General features: G+C 59.6%; 24 protein-coding genes. 14 read left to right on the forward strand and 10 right to left on the reverse strand.

Annotated elements, in window-relative coordinates; all coding sequences use genetic code 11:
* Positions 1 to 178: 178 nt before the first annotated feature.
* Positions 179 to 610 carry a helix-turn-helix transcriptional regulator gene (locus ACW9UQ_RS15890; protein ID WP_458931997.1) on the forward strand — a complete coding sequence of 144 codons (432 nt, stop codon included), beginning with the start codon at positions 179 to 181 and terminating at the stop codon, positions 608 to 610.
* On the forward strand, positions 603 to 794 hold the full coding sequence (locus tag ACW9UQ_RS15895; protein ID WP_458931998.1) for a hypothetical protein: 192 nt from the start codon (positions 603 to 605) through the stop codon (positions 792 to 794). Before ACW9UQ_RS15890 ends, ACW9UQ_RS15895 begins: the two co-directional genes overlap by 8 nt.
* 6 nt (positions 795 to 800) lie before the next feature.
* Here ACW9UQ_RS15895 and ACW9UQ_RS15900 read toward each other — a convergent pair whose 3' ends face one another.
* Together ACW9UQ_RS15900 and ACW9UQ_RS15905 are read right to left on the reverse strand one after the other, a co-directional pair.
* Entirely contained in the window at positions 801 to 1,445 is a 645-nt protein-coding gene (locus ACW9UQ_RS15900) for a DsbA family oxidoreductase (protein WP_458931999.1), read from the reverse strand.
* On the reverse strand, positions 1,442 to 2,662 hold the full coding sequence (locus ACW9UQ_RS15905) for a class I adenylate-forming enzyme family protein (protein WP_458932000.1): 1,221 nt from the start codon (positions 2,660 to 2,662) through the stop codon (positions 1,442 to 1,444). The genes ACW9UQ_RS15900 and ACW9UQ_RS15905 overlap by 4 nt, the downstream gene beginning before the upstream one ends.
* 54 nt (positions 2,663 to 2,716) lie before the next feature.
* On the opposite strand from ACW9UQ_RS15905, the gene ACW9UQ_RS15910 reads away from it, so the two are divergent.
* Positions 2,717 to 3,343, forward strand: coding sequence for a helix-turn-helix domain-containing protein (locus ACW9UQ_RS15910; RefSeq protein ID WP_458932001.1), 627 nt, complete (start codon positions 2,717 to 2,719; stop codon positions 3,341 to 3,343).
* A 75-nt stretch (positions 3,344 to 3,418) separates the two neighbouring features.
* Here ACW9UQ_RS15910 and ACW9UQ_RS15915 read toward each other — a convergent pair whose 3' ends face one another.
* A complete protein-coding gene (locus tag ACW9UQ_RS15915) occupies positions 3,419 to 3,895 on the reverse strand; it encodes a hypothetical protein (RefSeq protein WP_458932002.1) in 477 nt (158 codons plus the stop codon).
* A gap of 121 nt (positions 3,896 to 4,016) precedes the next feature.
* Between ACW9UQ_RS15915 and ACW9UQ_RS15920 the strand changes: the two genes are divergently transcribed.
* The 4 genes from ACW9UQ_RS15920 to ACW9UQ_RS15935 all read left to right on the forward strand — a co-directional run bounded on the left by ACW9UQ_RS15920 (position 4,017) and on the right by ACW9UQ_RS15935 (position 6,852).
* Positions 4,017 to 4,451 carry a SufE family protein gene (locus tag ACW9UQ_RS15920; protein ID WP_458932019.1) on the forward strand — a complete coding sequence of 145 codons (435 nt, stop codon included), beginning with the start codon at positions 4,017 to 4,019 and terminating at the stop codon, positions 4,449 to 4,451.
* Positions 4,448 to 5,467, forward strand: coding sequence for a betaine--homocysteine S-methyltransferase (bmt, locus tag ACW9UQ_RS15925; RefSeq protein WP_458932003.1), 1,020 nt, complete (start codon positions 4,448 to 4,450; stop codon positions 5,465 to 5,467). Before ACW9UQ_RS15920 ends, bmt begins: the two co-directional genes overlap by 4 nt.
* Before the next feature lie 96 nt (positions 5,468 to 5,563).
* A complete protein-coding gene (locus ACW9UQ_RS15930; protein ID WP_458932004.1) occupies positions 5,564 to 6,268 on the forward strand; it encodes a corrinoid protein in 705 nt (234 codons plus the stop codon).
* Positions 6,265 to 6,852, forward strand: coding sequence for a DUF1638 domain-containing protein (locus ACW9UQ_RS15935; RefSeq protein WP_458932005.1), 588 nt, complete (start codon positions 6,265 to 6,267; stop codon positions 6,850 to 6,852). The genes ACW9UQ_RS15930 and ACW9UQ_RS15935 overlap by 4 nt, the downstream gene beginning before the upstream one ends.
* Positions 6,853 to 6,896: 44 nt before the next feature.
* On the opposite strand, the gene ACW9UQ_RS15940 is transcribed toward ACW9UQ_RS15935, so the two are convergent.
* The 5 genes from ACW9UQ_RS15940 to purC are packed head-to-tail and all read right to left on the reverse strand — an operon-like array spanning position 6,897 to position 11,753.
* On the reverse strand, positions 6,897 to 8,246 hold the full coding sequence (locus ACW9UQ_RS15940) for a sigma-54-dependent transcriptional regulator (protein ID WP_458932006.1): 1,350 nt from the start codon (positions 8,244 to 8,246) through the stop codon (positions 6,897 to 6,899).
* Between the two features lie 7 nt (positions 8,247 to 8,253).
* Positions 8,254 to 10,050, reverse strand: coding sequence for a sensor histidine kinase (locus tag ACW9UQ_RS15945; protein ID WP_458932007.1), 1,797 nt, complete (start codon positions 10,048 to 10,050; stop codon positions 8,254 to 8,256).
* Positions 10,051 to 10,072: 22 nt separating this feature from the next.
* Positions 10,073 to 10,744, reverse strand: a complete 672-nt coding sequence (gene purQ / locus ACW9UQ_RS15950) for a phosphoribosylformylglycinamidine synthase subunit PurQ (protein ID WP_458932008.1) — start codon at positions 10,742 to 10,744, stop codon at positions 10,073 to 10,075.
* A gap of 1 nt (position 10,745) precedes the next feature.
* Positions 10,746 to 10,985 (reverse strand): phosphoribosylformylglycinamidine synthase subunit PurS, encoded by a 240-nt coding sequence (gene purS / locus ACW9UQ_RS15955; protein WP_458932009.1) that lies wholly within the window; start codon positions 10,983 to 10,985, stop codon positions 10,746 to 10,748.
* A 9-nt stretch (positions 10,986 to 10,994) separates the two neighbouring features.
* On the reverse strand, positions 10,995 to 11,753 hold the full coding sequence (gene purC / locus ACW9UQ_RS15960; protein WP_458932010.1) for a phosphoribosylaminoimidazolesuccinocarboxamide synthase: 759 nt from the start codon (positions 11,751 to 11,753) through the stop codon (positions 10,995 to 10,997).
* Positions 11,754 to 11,906: 153 nt separating this feature from the next.
* On the opposite strand from purC, the gene ACW9UQ_RS15965 reads away from it, so the two are divergent.
* Both ACW9UQ_RS15965 and ACW9UQ_RS15970 read left to right on the forward strand, forming a co-directional pair.
* Complete coding sequence (locus tag ACW9UQ_RS15965; protein ID WP_458932011.1) at positions 11,907 to 12,632, forward strand: YARHG domain-containing protein; 726 nt, start codon at positions 11,907 to 11,909, stop codon at positions 12,630 to 12,632.
* Between the two features lie 207 nt (positions 12,633 to 12,839).
* Positions 12,840 to 13,154 carry a DUF1476 domain-containing protein gene (locus tag ACW9UQ_RS15970; protein WP_458932012.1) on the forward strand — a complete coding sequence of 105 codons (315 nt, stop codon included), beginning with the start codon at positions 12,840 to 12,842 and terminating at the stop codon, positions 13,152 to 13,154.
* A gap of 42 nt (positions 13,155 to 13,196) precedes the next feature.
* Here ACW9UQ_RS15970 and purB read toward each other — a convergent pair whose 3' ends face one another.
* Entirely contained in the window at positions 13,197 to 14,498 is a 1,302-nt protein-coding gene (gene purB / locus ACW9UQ_RS15975; protein ID WP_458932020.1) for an adenylosuccinate lyase, read from the reverse strand.
* Positions 14,499 to 14,556: 58 nt separating this feature from the next.
* On the opposite strand from purB, the gene ACW9UQ_RS15980 reads away from it, so the two are divergent.
* On the forward strand, positions 14,557 to 14,964 hold the full coding sequence (locus ACW9UQ_RS15980) for a DUF6314 family protein (RefSeq protein WP_458932013.1): 408 nt from the start codon (positions 14,557 to 14,559) through the stop codon (positions 14,962 to 14,964).
* Between the two features lie 57 nt (positions 14,965 to 15,021).
* Positions 15,022 to 15,627, forward strand: a complete 606-nt coding sequence (locus ACW9UQ_RS15985) for a biotin transporter BioY (RefSeq protein ID WP_458932014.1) — start codon at positions 15,022 to 15,024, stop codon at positions 15,625 to 15,627.
* 45 nt (positions 15,628 to 15,672) lie between these two features.
* Here the strand turns inward: ACW9UQ_RS15985 and ACW9UQ_RS15990 are convergent, their stop codons facing one another.
* Positions 15,673 to 16,242, reverse strand: a complete 570-nt coding sequence (locus tag ACW9UQ_RS15990) for an LOG family protein (protein ID WP_458932015.1) — start codon at positions 16,240 to 16,242, stop codon at positions 15,673 to 15,675.
* Between the two features lie 116 nt (positions 16,243 to 16,358).
* Here ACW9UQ_RS15990 and ACW9UQ_RS15995 point away from each other — a divergent pair, with 116 nt between their 5' ends.
* Genes ACW9UQ_RS15995 through ACW9UQ_RS16005 form a run of 3 tightly spaced genes read left to right on the forward strand, consistent with a single transcriptional unit; the run spans position 16,359 to position 20,332 of the window.
* Entirely contained in the window at positions 16,359 to 18,281 is a 1,923-nt protein-coding gene (locus tag ACW9UQ_RS15995) for a hypothetical protein (RefSeq protein WP_458932016.1), read from the forward strand.
* 60 nt (positions 18,282 to 18,341) lie between these two features.
* Positions 18,342 to 20,180, forward strand: coding sequence for an ABCB family ABC transporter ATP-binding protein/permease (locus ACW9UQ_RS16000; protein ID WP_458932017.1), 1,839 nt, complete (start codon positions 18,342 to 18,344; stop codon positions 20,178 to 20,180).
* The gene (locus ACW9UQ_RS16005; RefSeq protein ID WP_458932018.1) at positions 20,177 to 20,332 is read left to right on the forward strand and encodes a hypothetical protein; all 156 of its coding nucleotides are present in this window, start codon (positions 20,177 to 20,179) and stop codon (positions 20,330 to 20,332) included. Before ACW9UQ_RS16000 ends, ACW9UQ_RS16005 begins: the two co-directional genes overlap by 4 nt.
* Positions 20,333 to 20,422 lie beyond the last annotated feature (90 nt).

Raw genomic sequence — 20,422 nt, forward strand, 5'->3', positions numbered from 1 at the left:
CAAACGACCACACAGTGCTCTGGGCTACCGCCCACCGGCCCCGGAGGCCATCGTTCCGATGGAACCTAGGCCAATCATGCACTAACATTCAAACTGGACCACTTGGGTGGGGCTGATCAATCCTTGCGAACACCTAACACCTCTTACATGACATCTACTGTCATGGTTAAATGCAGGTATGCGCGCGGCCAGATTGCTTCATTGTTTGCTTTTGCTTCAGAACAGGGGCCGGATGACGGCGACCGAACTGGCGCGGGAGTTGGAGGTTTCGTCCCGGACCATCCTGCGCGATGTAGAGGCCATGACCGAGGCGGGCCTGCCGGTGATTGTGCATCAGGGCAATCGCGGTGGGATTGAGCTGGGGTTTAACTACCGAATGCGGCTGACCGGGCTGACCACGGAGGAGGCCGACGCGTTAGGGGTGATCCTGTCCTTGCCGTTGCATGAACTTGAGGCTTTGGGTCTGCGCCGCGCGGGGCATATGGCATTGTCTAAGATCCGCGAATTGCTGCCCGCGCCGATACGCGGCCGGACGGATCAGACCGCCGGGCAGTTTTCCATCATGGCCGAACCGCCCTTACAGGATATCCCGCATTCCGGCGATGGCTGACGCTGTGCGGCGCAGGTGCATTGTGCAGTTGCAGGCAAAATCAGCGGTGCCGCGCGAAATTCATCCCGTGCATCTGAGCCTTGGGGCGGGCGAGGCGCTGGTGACGGATCGTGCCGCGCCGGAGGCCCCGATCGGGATTGCGGAATGGGGGGATATCAACATCTCGTCGAAATGTTTTGAATAGGCCGGGTCAACTCAGCGCGTCGGACTTTTCCAGCAACTCGTCGATCACACCGGTCCACATCTCGGGCTCTTGTGCGCCGGTAACCACGTAGCGCCCGCCGACGATAAAGGTCGGAACACTGGTCACGCCGACCTCGCGCCAATGGGTGTCTTCGTCCGTCACCTCCTGCCGGTCTGCATCCCCAGCCAGCAGGCGGGCAATGGCGGCGGCATCCATGCCGACGTCATCGGCGATCCCGGCCAAAACCTGTGGATCCGAGATATCCTGACCTTTCTGGAAATAACGGGTGAAAAGTTGATTGGCGACCAGCGACTGGCAGCGCTCCACCGCAGCCCAGCGAAGCAACCGATGTGCGTTCAATGTGTTGGGGGTGCGCTGTATGGCGTCAAAGTCAATTTCCAGCCCGGTGTCTTTGGCGACCTCTGCGATCTGACCATAGACGCGCGCCGCCCCCTCCGGGCCGCCGAATTTGGTCTCAAGATAGGTGGTGCGGTCCATCCCTTCGGGCGGCATATCCGGGTTCAGCTGAAACGGACGCCAGGTGATCACGAAGGGATGGTTTGGGCGCGCCTCTAACGCGCGGTCCAGCCGGATCTTGCCGATATAACACCAGGGGCAGATCGGGTCCGAGATGATGTCGAGCGTGGTCATGGCTGCCTTTCAAGCTGCAGGTCGCGTTTGCGTATCTTTCCGGTTACGGTGCGCGGCAGGCTGGTGACCAGCCGGATTTCATGCGGCAGGTCGGGGTGCCCGTTTTGCCAATAGCCCAGCATCAGGCCGGGATCGGTCGCAGCAACGGCAAGTCGGCCGGTCTGGCTATGGGGTAGGGGCTGCGCGTCCTGATCCAGCACCGCAATCCGGCGACCCTTTTGCGGCTGTGGTTTGCCGGGATGCGCAGGGCATTCAGAGATATAGGTAGACACCTCGGACATCCCGAGGGCGGAGTGGATATCGGTGCCGGTCGCCTCCGTCCAGGCCGCGCGGGTCTGCGGCGGCAGGCGATCCCCGGCGGACAGGCCGTGGCGCAGGCTGGCGGAACCGCTGCGGGTCAAGCCGCCGCTGGCCAGAAGCTGGCGATAGACGCCAGGAGCGGCGGCAAAGAGTGTGGGCTGTGCCTGGGCGATCAGCCGGGACCAGGCCGCGCGATCAGGCCTCCCGGCATAGACCAACGCCGTTGCGCCGATGGCCCAGGGGTCCATCAATCCGGTGCCCAGCGTGTAGGTCCAGTTGAACGCGCCTGCATGCAACATCCGGTCATCGCTGCGCAGATCATACCAGTCGGTCCACATCATCCGCCGGGCATAGACTGCGCGCTGTGCATGGATCACGGCCTTGGGGGTGCCACCGGTGCCGGATGTATAGATCACATAAGCCGGGTCATCAGCCGCAGTATCGGCAAAATCTGCCGGAGGGAGGCTTTGAAAGGGTCTGAAGTCTGCCTCTTCCAGCACAGGCAGGGCCTTTGGCAAGGACAGACCCGCGCTGCGCGCCGCCAGTTTGGGCTGCAGTTCTGTGGCCAAGGCTGCGACCTCCTCGACCGTGAGTTGGGGCGAGACCGGCACCGGCAGCGTGCCAAGCCCGTTGGCCGCCAGAAACAGGATTGGGAAATCTGCGCTGTTGCCCAAGCGCAGAAACATCCGGTCGCCGGGGCGGAGTCCGGCCTGATGCAATCCCGTCATGGTGCCCCGCACGGCCCGATCCAGCGCGCGATAGGTCCAGCATGTCGCGGTTTCGTCCCAGACCTCAAGCGCGGTCTTTTTCGGTGTGCGCGCCGCTGCGGCCAGCACATAGGCCGCCAGATTGAACCGCGCCGGGCAGGCGGGCGGCGGGTCGCGATCCTCGACCGCGCATTTGGTCGCACTTGTCAAAACAGGCAAACCCCCTCAAAGTCGTTGGTCTGTCTTAGCCACCGGACCTGCCCAATGCCAGAAAAGCCTGAAATCCCCTCTGTCCTGTCAATCGCCCGCGCGGGCGAGGAACAGGTGCAGATGGAAACGCTGAACCTTGGCGAACGGGTGCGGGAGTTGCGCAAAGCCCGCAACTGGACGCTGGAGCAGGCCGCACAGCACGCGGGGCTGGCACGCTCCACCCTATCGAAGATCGAGAACCAGCAAATGTCACCGACCTTCGAGGCCGTGCGCAAGCTGGCCAGCGGTCTGGGCATTACCGTGCCGCAACTATTCACCCCGCCGCGCAGCGACAAGGTTATGGCCCGGCGCGCAGTCACCCGGTCGGGCGAGGGACGTTTGGTGCCAACCCAGACCTATGAGCATGAGATGTTCGCAGGCGAGTTGCGATCCAAGAAGATGCTGCCCTACCGCGCCACCGTCCGCGCCCGTAGCTTTGAGGATTTCGACGGCTGGGTCCGCCATGACGGAGAGGAATTCCTGTATGTGCTGTCAGGTGTGGTGCGGTTCTTTTCGGAGTTTTACGAACCGGTGGACCTGAAGCGGGGCGATACGGCCTATTATGACGGCGCAATGGGGCATAATCTGATCTCAATATCCGAGGATGACGCACAAATCCTTTGGGTGACCTCGCTGGACTGAACTACCCTTCGCGGGAGGGTCTGATTCAATCAGCAAGACTTCATTAGGTTCATCTGACCGGTCTACGCAGCGCCATCAGCGGCGTATCGCCACCACATTGCTTTGGCTGACCACGCGGAAGCCCAGCGTTTTGTTAAGTGTTGCGTCCGGAATAAATGTGGCCGCCACCAGTTGGCGGGTGCGGGCCGGGCCAAGACCTTGGGAGACTTCGGGCGGCATGACACGGAACTCGTAGGTGATGACGCCGTTTTCGTCAGGTTTGCCGCGGTTGCGTGCCACCAGGCGGGGGCTGTGATAGCCTTGTGTCGGTGCTGTGGCAGTCACGCGGATGATCAGGCCGCGCAGGGCGGCCTCGGGCTGAATATTGTCAAGGGTGGGCGACAGGATCGAATTGTCGACAATAACGGTCTCTGCGCCTTCGGGATCAACCTCGACCCGTTCACGTTTTCCGCCGAACAGATTGCCTGAGGCCAGTGACCCGAAGGGGTTTGATGAGCCTCCGCATCCTGCCACTGTCAGGACCAAACCGGCCAGAACCGCAAACCGCACCATATTACCGCACCTTTCCCTGCTGTTCGCCAACTTGATAGAGAGTGAGACGCCTAAACAAAAGCCTTATCTGGACCTTCGGGGTCAGAGGCTCTACATGCTGGCTGAAATATATGGGACCAACATGGCGACTGACGCGTTTGAAGACATTGCGGCGAATTTCGAGTTCCTTGAGGATTGGGAAGACCGCTATCGGTATGTGATCGAACTGGGCAAGGCGATGCCGCCGCTGGAGGCGGCGGTCAAGGTGCCCGCGACGCAGGTTCACGGCTGCGCCAGCCAGGTTTGGTTGTTGCCGCAGATCGAGGGCACCGGGCCTGACGCCGTGGTTCGCTTTGAAGGCGAAAGCGACGCGATGATCGTCAACGGGCTGATTGCTGTGCTTAAAGCACTTTATAACGAACAGTCGGCATCATCTGTTCTTGCCGTCGATGCGCCTGCGGAACTGGCCCGGCTGGGTCTGGATCAGCATCTGTCGGCGCAACGGTCCAATGGATTGAAAGCAATGGTTGTGCGCATCCGGGCGATGGCGCAAACTGCAATGGAGGGCGCGACATGAGCGATGCCTTGACGACGCTTCTGGAGACACGCGGCTGGCTGCTGGCCGATGGTGCGACCGGCACCAACCTGTTCGATGCCGGTTTGCAATCGGGGGACGCGCCTGAGCTTTGGAATATTGATGCGCCCGAAAAGATCGAGACGCTTTACGAGGGTGCGATCCAGGCAGGCAGCGATTTGTTCCTGACCAACTCTTTCGGCGGCACGTCGGCGCGGCTTAAGCTTCATGATGCGCAGGATCGGGTGGCGGAACTGAATCGGGCTGCAGCGCAGATTGCGCGGGATGCAGCGGACCGGGCCGGGCGTCCGGTTGTGGTCGCTGGGTCCATGGGGCCAACCGGTGAACTGATCGAGCCTGTGGGGCCGCTATCGGTGGATGAAGCTGCGGCGATGTTCCTGGCACAGGGGGCGGCCCTGATGGAGGGCGGTGCCGATTTGTTATGGGTCGAGACTTTGTCCGCCGCCGAAGAACTTGCGGCCGCTGCTCAGGCCGCGGCGGAGTTGAATGCCCCCTGGGCCATCACAATGAGTTTTGATACCGCTGGCCGGACCATGATGGGGCTGAGTGGGGCGGACCTGGTGGCTCAGGTTGCAGCCATGCCGCATCCGCCTGTTGCGGTGGGGGCCAATTGCGGGGTTGGGGCCTCGGATCTGCTGCGCACCTTGCAGGAATTTGCGGCAACTGGAACGGATATCCCACTGATCGCAAAAGGGAATGCGGGGATACCCAAATTCGTAGACGGACATATCCATTATGATGGCACGCCGGATTTGATGGCCGATTACGCCCAGATGGCGCGCGATTCCGGCGCGCGGATCATCGGCGGCTGCTGTGGGACACGGCCTGCGCATCTGATTGAGATGAGGGCGCGCCTGAAGGGGGGCAAAAAAGGGGAGGCGCCGTCGCTGGATCAGATTGCAGAGCGGCTCGGCGGATTCTCTTGGACCAGCGCCGAGGCGGATGAGGCAGGCGGGACAGAAGCGCCTGCACGCCCCCGCCGGCGTCGGCGCGGATAGTCGGTTCTGGCAAGATGAGGGTCGGTTTCGCGTCAGATCACCGTTGCATATGGCCGCAATCTGCGGCATCAGCGCCAAAACCGCGACAGGTGAGCCATGGCTGACGAAATTGATGATGATCTGATCCTGTCCGAGTTGTCGGATGAGGAGCTTGTGCCGCAGATGCACGATGACCTCTATGACGGCTTGAAGGACGAGATCGAGGAGGCGGTACATATCCTGCTGGATCGCGGGTGGTCGCCCTATGACATTCTGACCAAAGCGCTGGTCGAGGGGATGCGGATTGTCGGTGTCGATTTTCGCGACGGCATCCTGTTCGTGCCCGAGGTGTTGCTGGCAGCCAAAGCGATGAAGGGCGGGATGGCGATCCTGCAACCGCTTTTGGCCGAAACCGGCGCGCCGCGTATGGGCAAGATGGTCATTGGTACGGTCAAGGGCGATATTCACGATATCGGCCAGAACCTCGTGACCATGATGATGGAAGGGGCCGGATTTGAGGTGCTGAATATCGGCATCAACAACCCGGTTGAAAGCTATCTGGAAGCGCTGGAGAGTTTTGACGCCGATATCCTTGGCATGTCGGCTCTGCTGACCACGACAATGCCGTATATGAAAATCGTGATCGATACGATGCGCGAACAGGGTATCCGCGATCAGTATATCGTGATGGTCGGCGGTGCACCGCTGAACGAGGAATTCGGCACGGCGATTGGCGCGGATGCTTATTGTCGGGATGCGGCTGTAGCGGTTGAAATGGCGAAAGAGCTGATGGCGCGCAAGCACAACCAGACAGTAGTGTGACTGAACGGGCTCTGATCATTGCCTGCGGTGCGCTGGCCCGGGAAATTCGCAGCCTGATTGAGCTAAACGGTTGGGATCACCTAGATCTTCAGTGTTTGCCAGCAAAACTGCATCTGACGCCGCAGCATATCCCGGACGCAGTTGCATCGGCTGTAACTGAAGCACGGAACAACTATGTGCGGATCTTTGTGGCATATGCGGATTGCGGGACCGGCGGTAGGTTACAGGCGCTTTCCGCCGATCTCGGCGTCGAGATGATCGCCGGGCCGCATTGCTACAGCTTCTTTGACGGGAACCAGGTATTCGCAGCGCGCGGTGACGCGGAGATGCGGGCATTTTATCTAACCGACTTTCTGGTGCGCCAGTTTGATGCATTTGTGTGGCGTCCGATGGGGTTGGACCGGTATCCGGAGCTGCGGGATGATCTGTTTGGCAATTACAACGCCCTGATCTACCTGGCGCAAACAAATGATCCGGACCTTGATGTCCGGGCGCGTGACGCGGCCAAGCGCCTTGGACTGACCTTCGAGCGAAGATTTACCGGCTATGGCGACTTACAGACAGCTGTGGCCGGGATGGCGTAGGGTGGGTGAAACCCACCCGTGATCCATGGTGGGTTTCACCCACCCTACAGATACTCGGCCCGAACCAACCCATATTTCGCCATTTTCTCGTTCAGGGTTCGGCGGGGCAGTGCCAATTCCTCCATCACGGAAGATACGGCGCCACGATTACGGCGCAGCGAACTGTCGATCAGCATTTTCTCAAAGGCTTCCACCTGTTCGCGCAGCGGCTTTTCCAGTGCAATTTGTGGTGTGGCTGGCAGGGTTTCTTCACCGGTGAGCAGTTTCGAAATCCCTTCCTCGCCCCGGCGCTTCTGCAGCACAGCGCGTTCCGCGACATTCATCAACTGCCGGATATTGCCGGGCCAGCGCGCCTGCATCAGAAGGGCCGCATCTTCGGCGGAGACATCCGGCGGCTCGCAGCCATAATCCTCGGCGAACTGAGCGCAAAATCTGTTGAACAGCATCAGGATATCTTCGCCGCGCTCGCGCAGGGGCGGGGTGGACAGGTTCAGCGCCGCCAGCCTGAAGAACAGATCCTCGCGCAGCCCCTCAGGCGGCGTGTCCGGGCTTGTCACATTCGATGAGATCGTGATCAGGTGCAGATTGCGCGGCGCCACTGTTTCGTCCGGTCGGTCACCGCGGCCCAATTCGGCCACGAGGCGCGCCTGCAGCGCATCTGACATCTCTTCGATGTTCTCAAGGCAGATGGTACCGCCATCGCAGCGTTCCACGGCCGGTTGATCGGCCACATCCTCGCAGGGGCCGAACAGCATCTGCTCCAACGCGTCTTCGCCATGGGCCGAGCAATTGACATAGACAAAGCCTTTGCTGCGGCGTGGACCGCATGCATGCAGCGCATGCGCGATCAGGCTTTTACCGGTCCCGGTTTCGCCCGAAATCAGCACATGCCCGTCTGCCTGGGCCAGATCCAGGATCGTCTCGCGCAGCTTTTCAATCACCTGACTGTTGCCTGCAAGTTTGCGCAACAGCATCGTGCCATCAGTCAGTTCGCGGCGGAGGCGTCGGTTGTCGATCGCCAGCCGTCGAGTGGCACCAGCTTTTTTGACCAATTCGACCAGACGTTCAGGATCAAACGGCTTTTCGATGAAATCACACGCACCACCGCGCATCGCCTCAACAGCCAAAGATACATCACCATGGCCGGTCACCATGATCACGGGCAGGGCAGCGTCCATGGATTGCAACCGCCGCAGCAGCGCCATGCCGTCCATTCCCGGCATGCGAATATCCGAAATCACGACGCCGGGAAAATCAGCTTTTACATGTGACAGAAGGTCTTCTGCCGAAGCGTAGGCCGAGGCCTGATAGCCCGAAAGGTTCAGCCACTGCGCAATCGAATTGCGCATATCTGCTTCGTCATCGACAATCGCGACCAGTTGTTTATCCGACATTCGTACTCTACTCCGCAGCCTGGTCTGCCTGACCCTCATAGGTTGGCAGTTGTAGTTCGAAGACAGCACCCTTGGGGTCAGCATGGCGTGCCGTCAAGTGGCCGCCCAGTTCCTTGGCGATTCCGGCGGAAATCGCCAGTCCCAAGCCTACACCCTCACCCGGCGGCTTGGTGGTGTAGAACGGTTCGAACAGCGAATCTGCATCTTCAATACCGATGCCGTTATCGCGCACGGTCAGTGAGACCTGGCTGCCCTGGGTGACCAGAATTTCAATCGCTGGCGCGGGTTCATGCTCAACCGCATCCAGCGCATTGCGCAGCAGGTTGACGATGATCTGATCCAGCCGCACCGGGTCAGCTTCTACCATGACCGGGCCGGGTGGAAGTATCTTGCGCATTTCCACATCGCTGTCACGCAGCTGCGGCGTCATCATAGCAAGCGACCCCTCAACCGCGTCGCGCATATCCACCGGGATCAGGTCGTCGGTGCCCTTTCGCGCAAAAGACTTCAGCTGGCGGGTGATCGACCCCATACGGTCCAGCAGATCCTCGATCCTATGGAACGATGTCAGTGCTTCATCGGGGCGTTTTCGGGTCAGTAGCAGACGGGCACCGGCCAGATAGGTCCGCATTGCGGCCAGCGGCTGGTTCAGTTCGTGACTGATTGCGGCGGACATCTCGCCCAATGCCGCCAGTTTGGAGGTTTGTTCCAAGCTTTGTTCCGCAGATTTAAGATCGCGCTGGATCCGGCGCCGATCCTCGATTTCCTGGCTGAGGCGTGTGTTCAGCTCCCGCAACCGATCGGATTCTTGTGCGATTTCCAGTGATTTGCGCTGCAACCGCTTATTAACAAGATACAGCAACCCAACCAAAATCAGCGCGAGCCCCATCACCTCAAGCGCGATGTAGCCGTAGACCTTGGAGCGCACATCGCCGGTGTCGGCCAGATAGGTCAGCCGCCAGCCGCGAAACCCGGTCTTGGTTTCGGTGCGCAGATGCAGTTGCCCGTCGAGTTTCACATCCGGTTCGATATCCTTCTCACCGGTCAGCAGGTTCCAGGCCTTGCCCAGAATCGAAGGCTCATAGACTTTGTTCAGAACTTCTGGCAGGGCGCGCCGTCGCCAGAACGGGTTTGAGGCAAGAATGACCATATCCTCGGAATTTGCGACCACGACCTTGTCATTTCGCCATCGCCAAAGCTCTTCCAGCGCCAGCAGGTCAACATGAACAACAACGACCCCAACGGCCTTGTTGTCGCCGCTGGCGATCACTCTCCGGGCATACTGAAATCCAGGACGATTTTCGTCTTTTGCCAGACCTGTGACAGTGAACAGCGTGCCGTTGTCCCGCAAAGCAGCGACAAAATAGGGCTGTTCAGACAGATTTGCCCCAAGGGCGCGCCGTTCTGACGCGGCGACGACCACGCCATCGAGATCCAGAAGATCAATTGAGGCAGCACCGATCTCCTCAGAGAAAGTGATCAGCCGCTGCGAGGTGCTTTGGTAATCCCGGCTTTGCAGGGCAGAGATCAGCACCGGATCGCGTGACAGCAGCAACGGCACCAGCGATTGGCGTTCCAGACGGGAGACGAGGTTACCGGAGTAAAGCGCTGCGGTCAGTTGGCTTTCGCTGCGGGTCAGCTCGGTAAAGCGGCGGGTCAGCATCTGGTGGGTGCTGACAACAAGGACAAGTGCACCGATGACAAAGCCGATCACGGTCAGCCGCGCCCAAAGCGGGGCAAGGGTGGTCAGATCGCTTATTTTCGGTGCGCGGCCCATGCCGGACGTTACGCCCCATAGGGGCATGGCTCAAGCCCTCCGGGGCAGGTCAGGCGTCCGCCATTGCGGCGGCGAGGCTCTTGAACAATGGCGCGCCATCGGTATTGCCCAAAGCCGGGTCCGCGGCGCGTTCTGGATGCGGCATCATGCCCAGCACGCGGCGGTTGGCCGAAAGAACACCGGCAATATCCGCAGCCGATCCGTTGGGGTTGTCGGTATAGCGAAAGGCGATGCGGTCGCCGTCCTCTAAGGCGTGGCGCAGATCCGCACTGGCGACATAATTGCCGTCATGATGCGCAACCGGAACCGAGATTTTCTGCCCGTCCGAGTAGCCGCGTGTAAACGGGTTGGATGCGGTTTCGACCCGCAGGCCGACATCGTGGCACACGAACTTAAGGCCCGCGTTGCGCATCAGCGCACCGGGCAGCAGGCCAGCCTCGATCAGCACCTGAAAGCCATTGCAGACCCCCAGCACATGACCGCCTCGTTCGGCAAAATTGACCACAGCCTGCATGATCGGCGCGCGTGCTGCAATTGCGCCGCAGCGCAAATAGTCGCCGAAGGAAAAGCCGCCGGGGATGGCGACCATATCCAGACTGGCAGGCAGCTTGGCATCTTTGTGCCAGACCATCGCCGGTTTGCGGCCGGTCGCGGCCTCTAGCGCCACCGCCATGTCGCGGTCACAATTGGACCCGGGAAAGACAATGACCGCCGATTTCATTTTACAAAACCTCGACGCGATAGGTTTCGATCACAGTATTTGCCAGCAGCTTTTCGCACATCTCTGTGGCTATCTGGCGCGCCGTATCCGCATCAGTCTCGGCCAGATCCAGTTCGATCATCTTGCCCTGGCGCACGCCATTGACGCCCTCAAACCCCAATGAGCCAAGGGCATGGCGGATTACCTCGCCCTGTGGATCCAGAACGCCGTTTTTCAGTGTGACTGTCACGCGAACCTTCATCATCATGTCCTACTGTACCAGTTTCGGGCCGCCAGACGGGGCGTTGCGGGGCATCACGCCCAGCCGCTTTGCAACCTCTGTATAAGCATCCGACAGATCGCCCAGATCACGGCGGAACACGTCCTTATCCAGCTTGCGCCCGGTTTCGATATCCCAAAGGCGGCAGCTATCCGGGCTGATCTCATCGGCGACGATCAGGCGCTGATAGTCGCCATCATAGATGCGCCCAACCTCGATCTTGAAATCCACCAGACGGATACCGACGCCATACATCAGACCGGACAGGTAATCGTTGACCCTAAGGGCAAGCGCCACCATGTCGTCCATGTCCTGCTGCGTGGCCCAGCCAAAGGCAATCACATGCTCTTCGGTGACCAGCGGATCGCCCAGTTTGTCCTCTTTGAGGTAAAACTCGATGATCGGCCGGGGGAGCGGGGTGCCTTCCTCCAGCCCCAGACGTTTAGACATGGAGCCTGCCGCGAAGTTGCGCACGACCACCTCCAGCGGGACCATCTCGACCATGCGCACCAGCTGTTCGCGCATATTCAGCCGTCTGATGAAATGGTTTGGCACGCCAATGGCGGACAGCCCGGTCATGAAATGCTCGGACAGGCGGTTATTCAACACGCCCTTGCCCTCGATAATCTCGTGCTTTTCGCCGTTACCAGCGGTTGTGTCATCCTTGAAGTACTGGATCAGGGTGTCTGGCTCTGGTCCTTCGTAAAGGATTTTTGCCTTGCCTTCATAGATCATGCGCCGGCGCGCCATGGGCGAACTCCGAAAAGAAACAGACCGTCAGGATTCGCTATCCCGGCCTTTCGACGCCTCTTTATGGGAAGGTCGGGCTGGGGGCAAGGTGAGCAAGCCCTTAACGGATGCCCAATCTGTTGGGTTGGGGCGAGTTACGAAGAGAATGGCGTCATGTCCTTTTTCAGCACATATAGACAGCGGTTCCTGACAATTGACTTCCTGATCGTGGCCTGTGGCCGTAATTTATGGCAAAGAAAAGCCGGAGTTTTGGGGGAACGTCGCAATATGACCTTGTTGATAAGATTTATAGCCTGCTTTTTCCTATGGGGAACAGCCGCTTATGCTGATACGGTCTCGGCAGCTTGCGATGAGCTGTGGTTTTCGCGAAACGCGATGATGGACCATGCGGGATACTGTTTCAAAAGCCCGCTTGGAAAGGCAGTCTTCGACAACTCAGATTGCACAACGTCTGAGCCCAAGCTCAGCAAAAGCGCGCAGGCGATGACCGCGCAAATTATCAGGAACGAGACTGCGTTTTCTTGTGACGTCGATACGTCGCGCACCATGCTTCCTCCAGATGTGCTTTTTCGTTCTGATCAGAGGCGTGAGCTTGCCACGCAACCCCCAGTACCTGCCCACTGGGGGGCAGAGGAAAGCTGTGGGGGATATCTGGGTGACCCGCTTCCGGTCTATGCCGCCCCAAGTCGCGATGCCGCCATTCTGGACGTTATGCAATCGGGCGGAGACATACAGTTTCAGCGCCACGTCATGCTTCGCGATAAAAGCTTTGAAGTCATCTCACAGCTCTTGCTGGATGACGATGGCAATATCTTACCGGGATATAACTATAGCGCCGAACTAGGCGGCTACTGGACCTTCGCCAATGTTTATCATTGAAACAAAGGCTTATCTTAGAGAGGGCTGGATCTATCTGCCGAGCGGCCTCGCGGACATGTGCACATATGTGGCGGGTTAGGTTCGTATTTCCCATGGTATTCCCTGCGATCAGACAGCCGGGGCGGATCATTGGGCAAATGCCCGTTGCAACATGGCCGCGCAATGGGCATATGAAAAGAAAGCCGATAGCAAGCTGGTGAGGACCCAATGACCACCTTTGACGAACGCGAACAGAGTTTCGAAAAGAAATACGCCCATGACGCCGAGATGCAATTCAAGGCCGAGGCGCGGCGCAACAAGCTGCTGGGCCTTTGGGCGGCAGATCTGATGGGCAAAACCGGGGATGAGGCGGATGCCTATGCCCGCGAAGTCATCAAGGCTGATTTCGAGGAAGCCGGTGACGAAGACGTTTATCGCAAGGTTTCCGGGGATCTTGGCGACAAGGCTGATGAGGCCACGATCCGGGCGAAGATGGTTGCGCTGATGGCAGAGGCCAAAGCGCAAATCATGTCTGAAGTCTAAGCGTTTAAGGGCAGGGCGCGTGGTTCGCGCCCTGCCTGGATGCTACCCGAATACCCGCTGAAAGATCGTGTCGACATGCTTGGTGTGATAGCCAAGGTCGAACAGGTCTTCCAATTCCGCGGATGACAGCGCCGCCGTAACCTCGGCATCGCCTTTCAGTTCCGCCAGAAAATCCGCCCCTTCTTCCCAGACCCGCATCGCATTGCGCTGCACCAGCCGGTAAGCATCTTCGCGGCTGACACCTTTCTGCGTCAGGCCCAGCAGCACGCGTTGTGAATGAACAAGACCGCGGAACTTGTTGAGATTACTCATCATGTTATCGGGGTAGATCACCAGTTTATCAACCACGCCGGTCAGCCGCGCCAAAGCGAAATCCAATGTGATCGTCGCATCAGGCCCGATCCCGCGCTCAACCGAGGAATGGCTGATATCCCGCTCATGCCACAGCGCGACATTTTCCAGCGCGGGGATGACGGCGGCGCGCACCAGCCGGGCCAGCCCCGTCAGGTTCTCGGTCAGAACCGGGTTGCGCTTGTGCGGCATCGCGGAAGAGCCTTTCTGCCCCTTGGAAAAGAACTCCTCTGCCTCCAGCACCTCCGTGCGCTGCATATGGCGAATTTCAGTGGCGATATTTTCAATCGAAGACGCGACGACCGCCAAGGCGGCGAAAAACGCGGCATGACGGTCGCGCGGGATCACCTGGGTCGAAATCGGCTCTGGCGTCAGGCCCAGTTTTTCACAGACATGCGCCTCGACCGCCGGGTCTATATTGGCGAAGGTGCCAACCGCGCCGGAAATGGCCCCGGTGGCGATTTCCTCTCGCGCTGCGACCAGACGACGACGGCCGCGATCCATTTCGGCATAGAACCGCGCGAAGGTCAGACCCATTGTGGTGGGTTCGGCGTGGATGCCATGGCTACGCCCGATGCGGATCGTGTCCTTATGCTCAAGCGCCCGGCGCTTCAGCGCGGCCAGCAGGGCATCCATATCGGCGATCAGTATATCCGCCGCCCGGGTCAGCTGGATGTTGAACGTGGTGTCCAGCACATCCGACGAGGTCATGCCCTGATGCACGAAACGCGCCTCTTCATTGCCGATAATCTCGGCCAGATGGGTCAGAAAGGCGATGACGTCATGCTTGGTGACGGCCTCGATCTCATCTATGCGCGCGACGTCAAACTCAACATCCCTAGCTTTCCAGACTGCGGCGGCGCTTTCCTTGGGGATCACGCCCAACTCGGCCTGAGCATCGCAGGCATGTGCCTCGATCTCATACCAGATGCGGAATTTGCTTTCTGGCGTCCAGATGGCGGTCATTTCGGGGCGGGCATAGCGTGGGATCATAGCGGGCCTTTCGCGCTGGTCACGGGCAACACCGGTCTGATAGACGAGGGGCATGGTGGTGACAAGCTTGGCAGCTTTGCAAGGCGAGTGGACCCTGCATCGGGTGATCGACGACGCGCGGGCCGGACAGACCGCAACGCTGGAGGGCAGGGCGGATTTGCGCCGCGATGGGGCTGGCTGGCGCTATCATGAAAGCGGCCTGCTGTCATTGCCGGGTCGCCCTGCGATGCAGGCAGAGCGGGTCTATCTGTTTGACGAAACCGGCGGTGAAGTCAGCGTCCGTTTCGCGGACGGACGCCCGTTTCATCGGTTCACCTGGCAGGGGCTGCAGGCGGTGCATGACTGCCCGCCGGATATCTACAAGGTTCAATACGCATTTACTCTGCCGAAAAGCTGGCGCGCGATCTGGCAGGTCAGTGGTCCGCGAAAGGACTATGTGATGACAAGCGACTACACACGGCCTTGATGCCCCCCGGTAATCGTGGCACTCAGATACAGACGAAACTTAAGGAAGGGGGCCACAATGGCAAATTCCCAAAACATGGTTCTGCAAGAGGCACTCTGGTCGGGCGAGGGCGCACAGCTTTGGATCAAGCGCGCCTTGCTGGTCGCAGGCGGCGTGGCCGCGATGGCTTTGGCCGCAAAGATCAAGCTGCCGATGTGGCCAGTTCCGGCGACCATGCAGACCTTTGTCGTGCTGTCGATCGGGGCCGCCTATGGCTTGCGGCTGGGCGTGGCAACGATGCTGGGCTATCTGCTGCTGGGTTTGGCGGGCGCAGATATCTTTACCAGCTCAAGCGCGACATCAAACGGCTGGTCCTACATGATCGGCGCCACCGGTGGTTATCTGGTCGGGTTCTTGGTGGCCACAGCACTGATGGGCATGCTGGCCCGGCGCGGCTGGGATCGGACCGTTGGCAAGATGGCGCTGGCGATGCTGATCGGCAATGTCGTGATTTACGCCTTTGGCCTGCCATGGATGGCGTGGCTGTTTGCTGCAGATAAGGGCATGGCCTGGGTGATGCAGTGGGGGCTGACCAACTTTCTGGTGTTTGATGCCCTGAAACTGGCACTGGCCGCACTGCTTTTCCCAGCCATCTGGGCGCTGGTGGGCAAGGCCCGTACCTAAGACAAGAGCGGGGCGCGGGCTGATGCTTGCGCCCCGAGCTTTCCGTCAGGACAGTTTGTCAGGCAAGGCAGACATAAGGGTCGGGACGTCCGGCACGAAACTGTAGAAGTCCCGGAATGACGGCTTGATAAACCCCTGGCTGATCATATGCTCGATCAGCACATTAAGCGGATCCCAGTAGCTGTTGATATTCAATATGAAAACAGGCTTTTCATGCAGGGATAGCTGACGCCATGTCAGTACCTCGAACAACTCATCCAGCGATCCGGCACCGCCCGGCAGGGTCACGACGGCATCCGCATTCATGAACATGACCTTCTTGCGTTCATGCATGGACTCAGTCACGACAAAGCTGGTCAGGTCGCGTTTGCCGACCTCGGCCTGCAAAAGATGCGTGGGAATAACACCGAATGTCTCACCCCCGGCGGCCTGGACCGCGCGCGCGGTGCGCCCCATCAGCCCGACATCCCCAGCACCGTAAACCAAGCGATATCCGTTTGTTGCAAGGGCTGTGCCAAGTTCCTCGGCCGCAGTAGCATAGGCGGGGGAGCCGCCATCGCGGGACCCGCAAAAGACACAGATGGATTTGACTGAAGGGGCGGGGGACACAGGCAACCAATGCCTCCTTACTTGTAAAGATTAATGATTTGGCCCATTTTGGCAGACAAACGGGCCGTTCGCGAGGGGAAACTGACGGCCCTCTGCAAAAACACAAGCGCGGACGACAGGCAATGAGTAACGAGACAGACCAACAGACCGATCCGGCCGAAGGGCGCAAGAAAGGCGGTTTTCTCTGGATATTATTGGGGGGTGTCGCCATCGCCGGTGTGGCGGGCTGGGGTGCGTTGCAATGGTCCAACCCGCCCGATCCATTGGGGTTGCCTGACATCCTGAGCGAAGAAGAATTGCAGGATGAGATTGACGGCGGTGATGATACCGCTGAACCCGCAGATAGTGCTGACAATCAAGACGGCGACCCGTTGGAAGAAACCGCCGTTGCCTCCGCGGGGGCGGCCATTGGGGTATCTGCCTATGGCGTGATGAGCCGCGATGCCTCTGACATAGCACTGGAAGAGGCTCCGGACCCGGAGGCCAGCACTGAAGATAGCGCTTCGGCTGCTGAGGCGGATGAACCGGCGCCTGATGCGGGCAATTCTGTCGACCAGCCATCCGACGATCAACCAGTTGAAGAGGATCTGACGGAGGACACACCAACTGATGATGCGGCCCGTGATACTGCATCAGTCCCCGATGCAACACCAACAGACAGCGCAACACCTGCCAGCGATGCAACCGCTATTGCAGAGACTGCCGAAGCTGCTGAGGCACCAGATCAGGCCGATGCCCCGGTCGCCACTGAGCAAACGGATGCTGCTGACAATGCAGATACCAGCGCAGCGACCAATACGCCTGAAGCGCAGGTTATCGGCGGCGGCCCGGAAGAAGAAGCGGCGGATGCGGGGGACGCAGATACTTCTGCGGATACCGCCTCAGAACCTGCGATACCTGCACAGGACGCAGTTGCAGAGGCACCGGACCAGACTGGTCCATTCGAAACAGCCGAGGCTACGCCAGCCCCCGATGCGCCAGAGGCTGATCTGACGCAGGCTGCTGCGGATACCGAAGCCGGACAAGCGGAAGCAGCAGATCTGCCTGCCGAAGATGAACCTGCGCAAGTCGCTGCAGATACCGCCGCCGATGACGAGGCCGAACAGGTGGCTGAAAGCACCTCGGTTGAGCCAGCTGAAGAGTCGGATACCGCCGAAGCAGTTGCAACCGTGGCTGAGAAACCCGCGACCCCGCCGACAACCAGCACAAGCGACCCCGATTTGCCGACATTTGACCTGGTGCGGATCGACCCCGCAGGCGGCGGGCTGGTCGCAGGGCGGGCAACACCCGGTACGACGGTGCGTGTCCTGGTGGACGGCCAGGAAATCGGCACCGCTGCGGTGAGCGCTAAGGGAGAGTTCGTTGCCTTTGTGCAGACGCCTGCAAAAGATGAGGGGCAGTTACTCTCCCTTGCCGCCTTGGATGCAACCGGGGCCATGATGAACAGCGAAGAGCAAATTCTGGTGCTGCCATCCGCCGCCCAGATCGAAAGTGATGTCGGCATCGCGCCAGCGCTTTTCCGGGCCAAATCTGATGGTGTGCGCCCCATGCAGCCTGCAGGGCTTGGGAAAGTCGACAATGTCACGCTCGACGTGATCAGTTATGACGAGGAAGGTCAGGTCTTCCTGTCTGGTCGCGCCCCGAAAGAGCAAGACATTCGAATCTACGTTGACCAGAAGCCGATCATTGATGTTCGCAGCCAACTTGACGGCAGTTGGGAAACCCGCCTTCCGGGTGTTGATGAGGGGCGCTATGTCCTGCGTGTTGATGCACTGAACGAGGACGGCACCGTATCCAGCCGTGTCGAAAGCCCGTTCCAGCGGGTCTATCCCACCGCCGAGCAGCGCAAGCTGGGGCAGGTGACTGTCCAGCCCGGGCATACGCTGTGGGTGCTGGCACAGGAACGCTATGGCAGCGGCTTTCAGTACACCCAAATTTTTGCCGCCAACCGCGAGTTGATCCGCAATCCCGACCTGATCTATCCCGGCCAAATTTTCGAGTTGCCCGAAGAGGCGCAGGCCGAACAGCAACAGGAAGGGCAGTAGGCTGGACCTTAGCCCCGCTCTGACCTACATCAGCCCGGCATAACAGCGGAACAGCAATCCATGAGTTCTAAGCCCACCGGCGCGGAAGCCCGGCGCAGCGGCTGGCGTACAATCCGCCGCGTCGCCCCCTATTTCTGGCCCGCAGGCCGCCGAGATTTGCGCCTGCGCGTTGTCTTCTCGATGATCTGCCTGGTGCTGGCGCAACTGGCAACGCTGTTCATACCCTACGCTTTTGGCGAGGTGGTTGATGCGCTGACGCCCGCGGGCGATACCGGCGCGACGGATGTATCATTCCTGCTGATCTCCTCGGCGGTCGGGTTGGTTGTGGCGTATGGTCTGATCCGTCTGGCCTCTGTCGGCCTGAACCAGTTGCGCGACGCTTTGTTTGCCCGCGTTGGCCAGAACGCCCTGCGCCGTTTGGCGCTTGAGACCTTCCGACATATCCACGCGCTTTCGATGCGGTATCACATCACCCGCAAGACGGGCGGTCTTTCGCGGATTGTTGAGCGCGGCGTCAAAGGTGTCGAGTTTCTGCTGCGTTTCCTTTTGTTTTCCACCGGTCCGCTGGTGCTGCAATTGGCGGCGATTTGTGCGGTTTTTGTGGTGCTTTATGGCTTCAGCTACGCAGCGATTATTGCCGTCACGATCATACTCTATGTCTGGTTCACATTTGCGGTCACGGAGTGGCGGGTGAAAATCCGCCGCAAAATGAACGAAGAGGATACAAACGCCAATCAGAAGGCGATTGATAGCCTGCTGAACTTTGAAACGGTTAAGTATTTCAGCGCCGAGGAACGGGAGGCCGCACGATACGATGCTTCCATGGCTGGCTATGAGACGGCAGCGGTCAAAACCTCCTACTCCCTTGGGTTTCTGAATTTCGGGCAGTCGGTCCTGATCACAGGCGGTCTGGTTGCAGTGATGATCATGGCGGCCCGCGCCGTCCAGACCGGACAATTTACGGTGGGGGATTTCGCCGCTATCAATGCCTATGTCATCCAGATCACCATGCCGCTGAACTTTCTGGGAACGGTTTACCGAGAGATCCGTCAGGCGCTGGTCGATATGGGCGATATGTTCGATCTGCTTGAGGAAGAGACGGAAGTCGCTGACAAGCCGGATGCCACAGCATTGCAGGTGAGAGGCGGGGCCATCGAGTTCGAGCATGTCCGCTTTGGCTATGATGCCGACCGGGTCATCCTTTATGATCTGCATCTGGAGATTTCGCCTGGCCAGACGGTGGCGGTGGTCGGCCCCTCAGGCTCCGGCAAGTCGACCATCGGGCGGCTGCTGTTCCGCTTTTATGACATCTGGGAAGGGTCCGTTAAGATTGACGGTCAGGACCTGCGCCATGTCACACAGGCCAGCCTGCGCAGCCAGATCGGTGTCGTTCCGCAGGACACGGTGCTGTTCAATGACACGATCGGCTACAATATCGGCTATGGCCGCCCCGGTGCCAGTCAGGCAGATATCGAAGATGCTGCCCGCTCCGCCCGCATCCATGACTTTATCAAAGGTCTGCCTGAGGGGTATGAAACAGTTGTTGGAGAGCGCGGACTGAAATTGTCAGGCGGTGAAAAACAGCGTGTCGGCATCGCCCGCACCCTGCTGAAAGACCCGCCGATCCTGCTACTGGACGAGGCAACCTCGGCGCTGGACACGGAGACTGAGCGGGGCATTCAGGACAGCCTGCGCGAAATGGGGCAGGGCCGCACCGTGATCACCATTGCCCACCGATTGTCGACGGTGGTCGATGCCGACAAGATCGTCGTGCTGGAAAAAGGCCGTGTGATCGAAACCGGCACCCATGACACCCTGTTGACCAAAGGCGGTCGCTATGCGCGGATGTGGGCGACGCAGCAATCCGAGGCGGAACACCCGCTGGAAGACACCGCGTGATTGATGCGAAGACATTGAAACTTAAAACCCTGTCGAAGCAGTCCGAAGTATCGCGCCGCCTCCAGACGATACCTGGCGTTGGCCCGTTAACGGCAATGGCGGTCGAAGCCTTTGCACCGCCCATGAACCGCCCCGGGTTTACCGGAGAGTGATTGGTTCAAAGGTGAGCCTTATGACAAAGAAGAAACATACCCCCGCTTATCCGGCCGAGCTGCGTGAACGCGGCATCCGGCTTTTCCGCG

Source organism: Halovulum sp. GXIMD14793, from assembly GCF_054457435.1.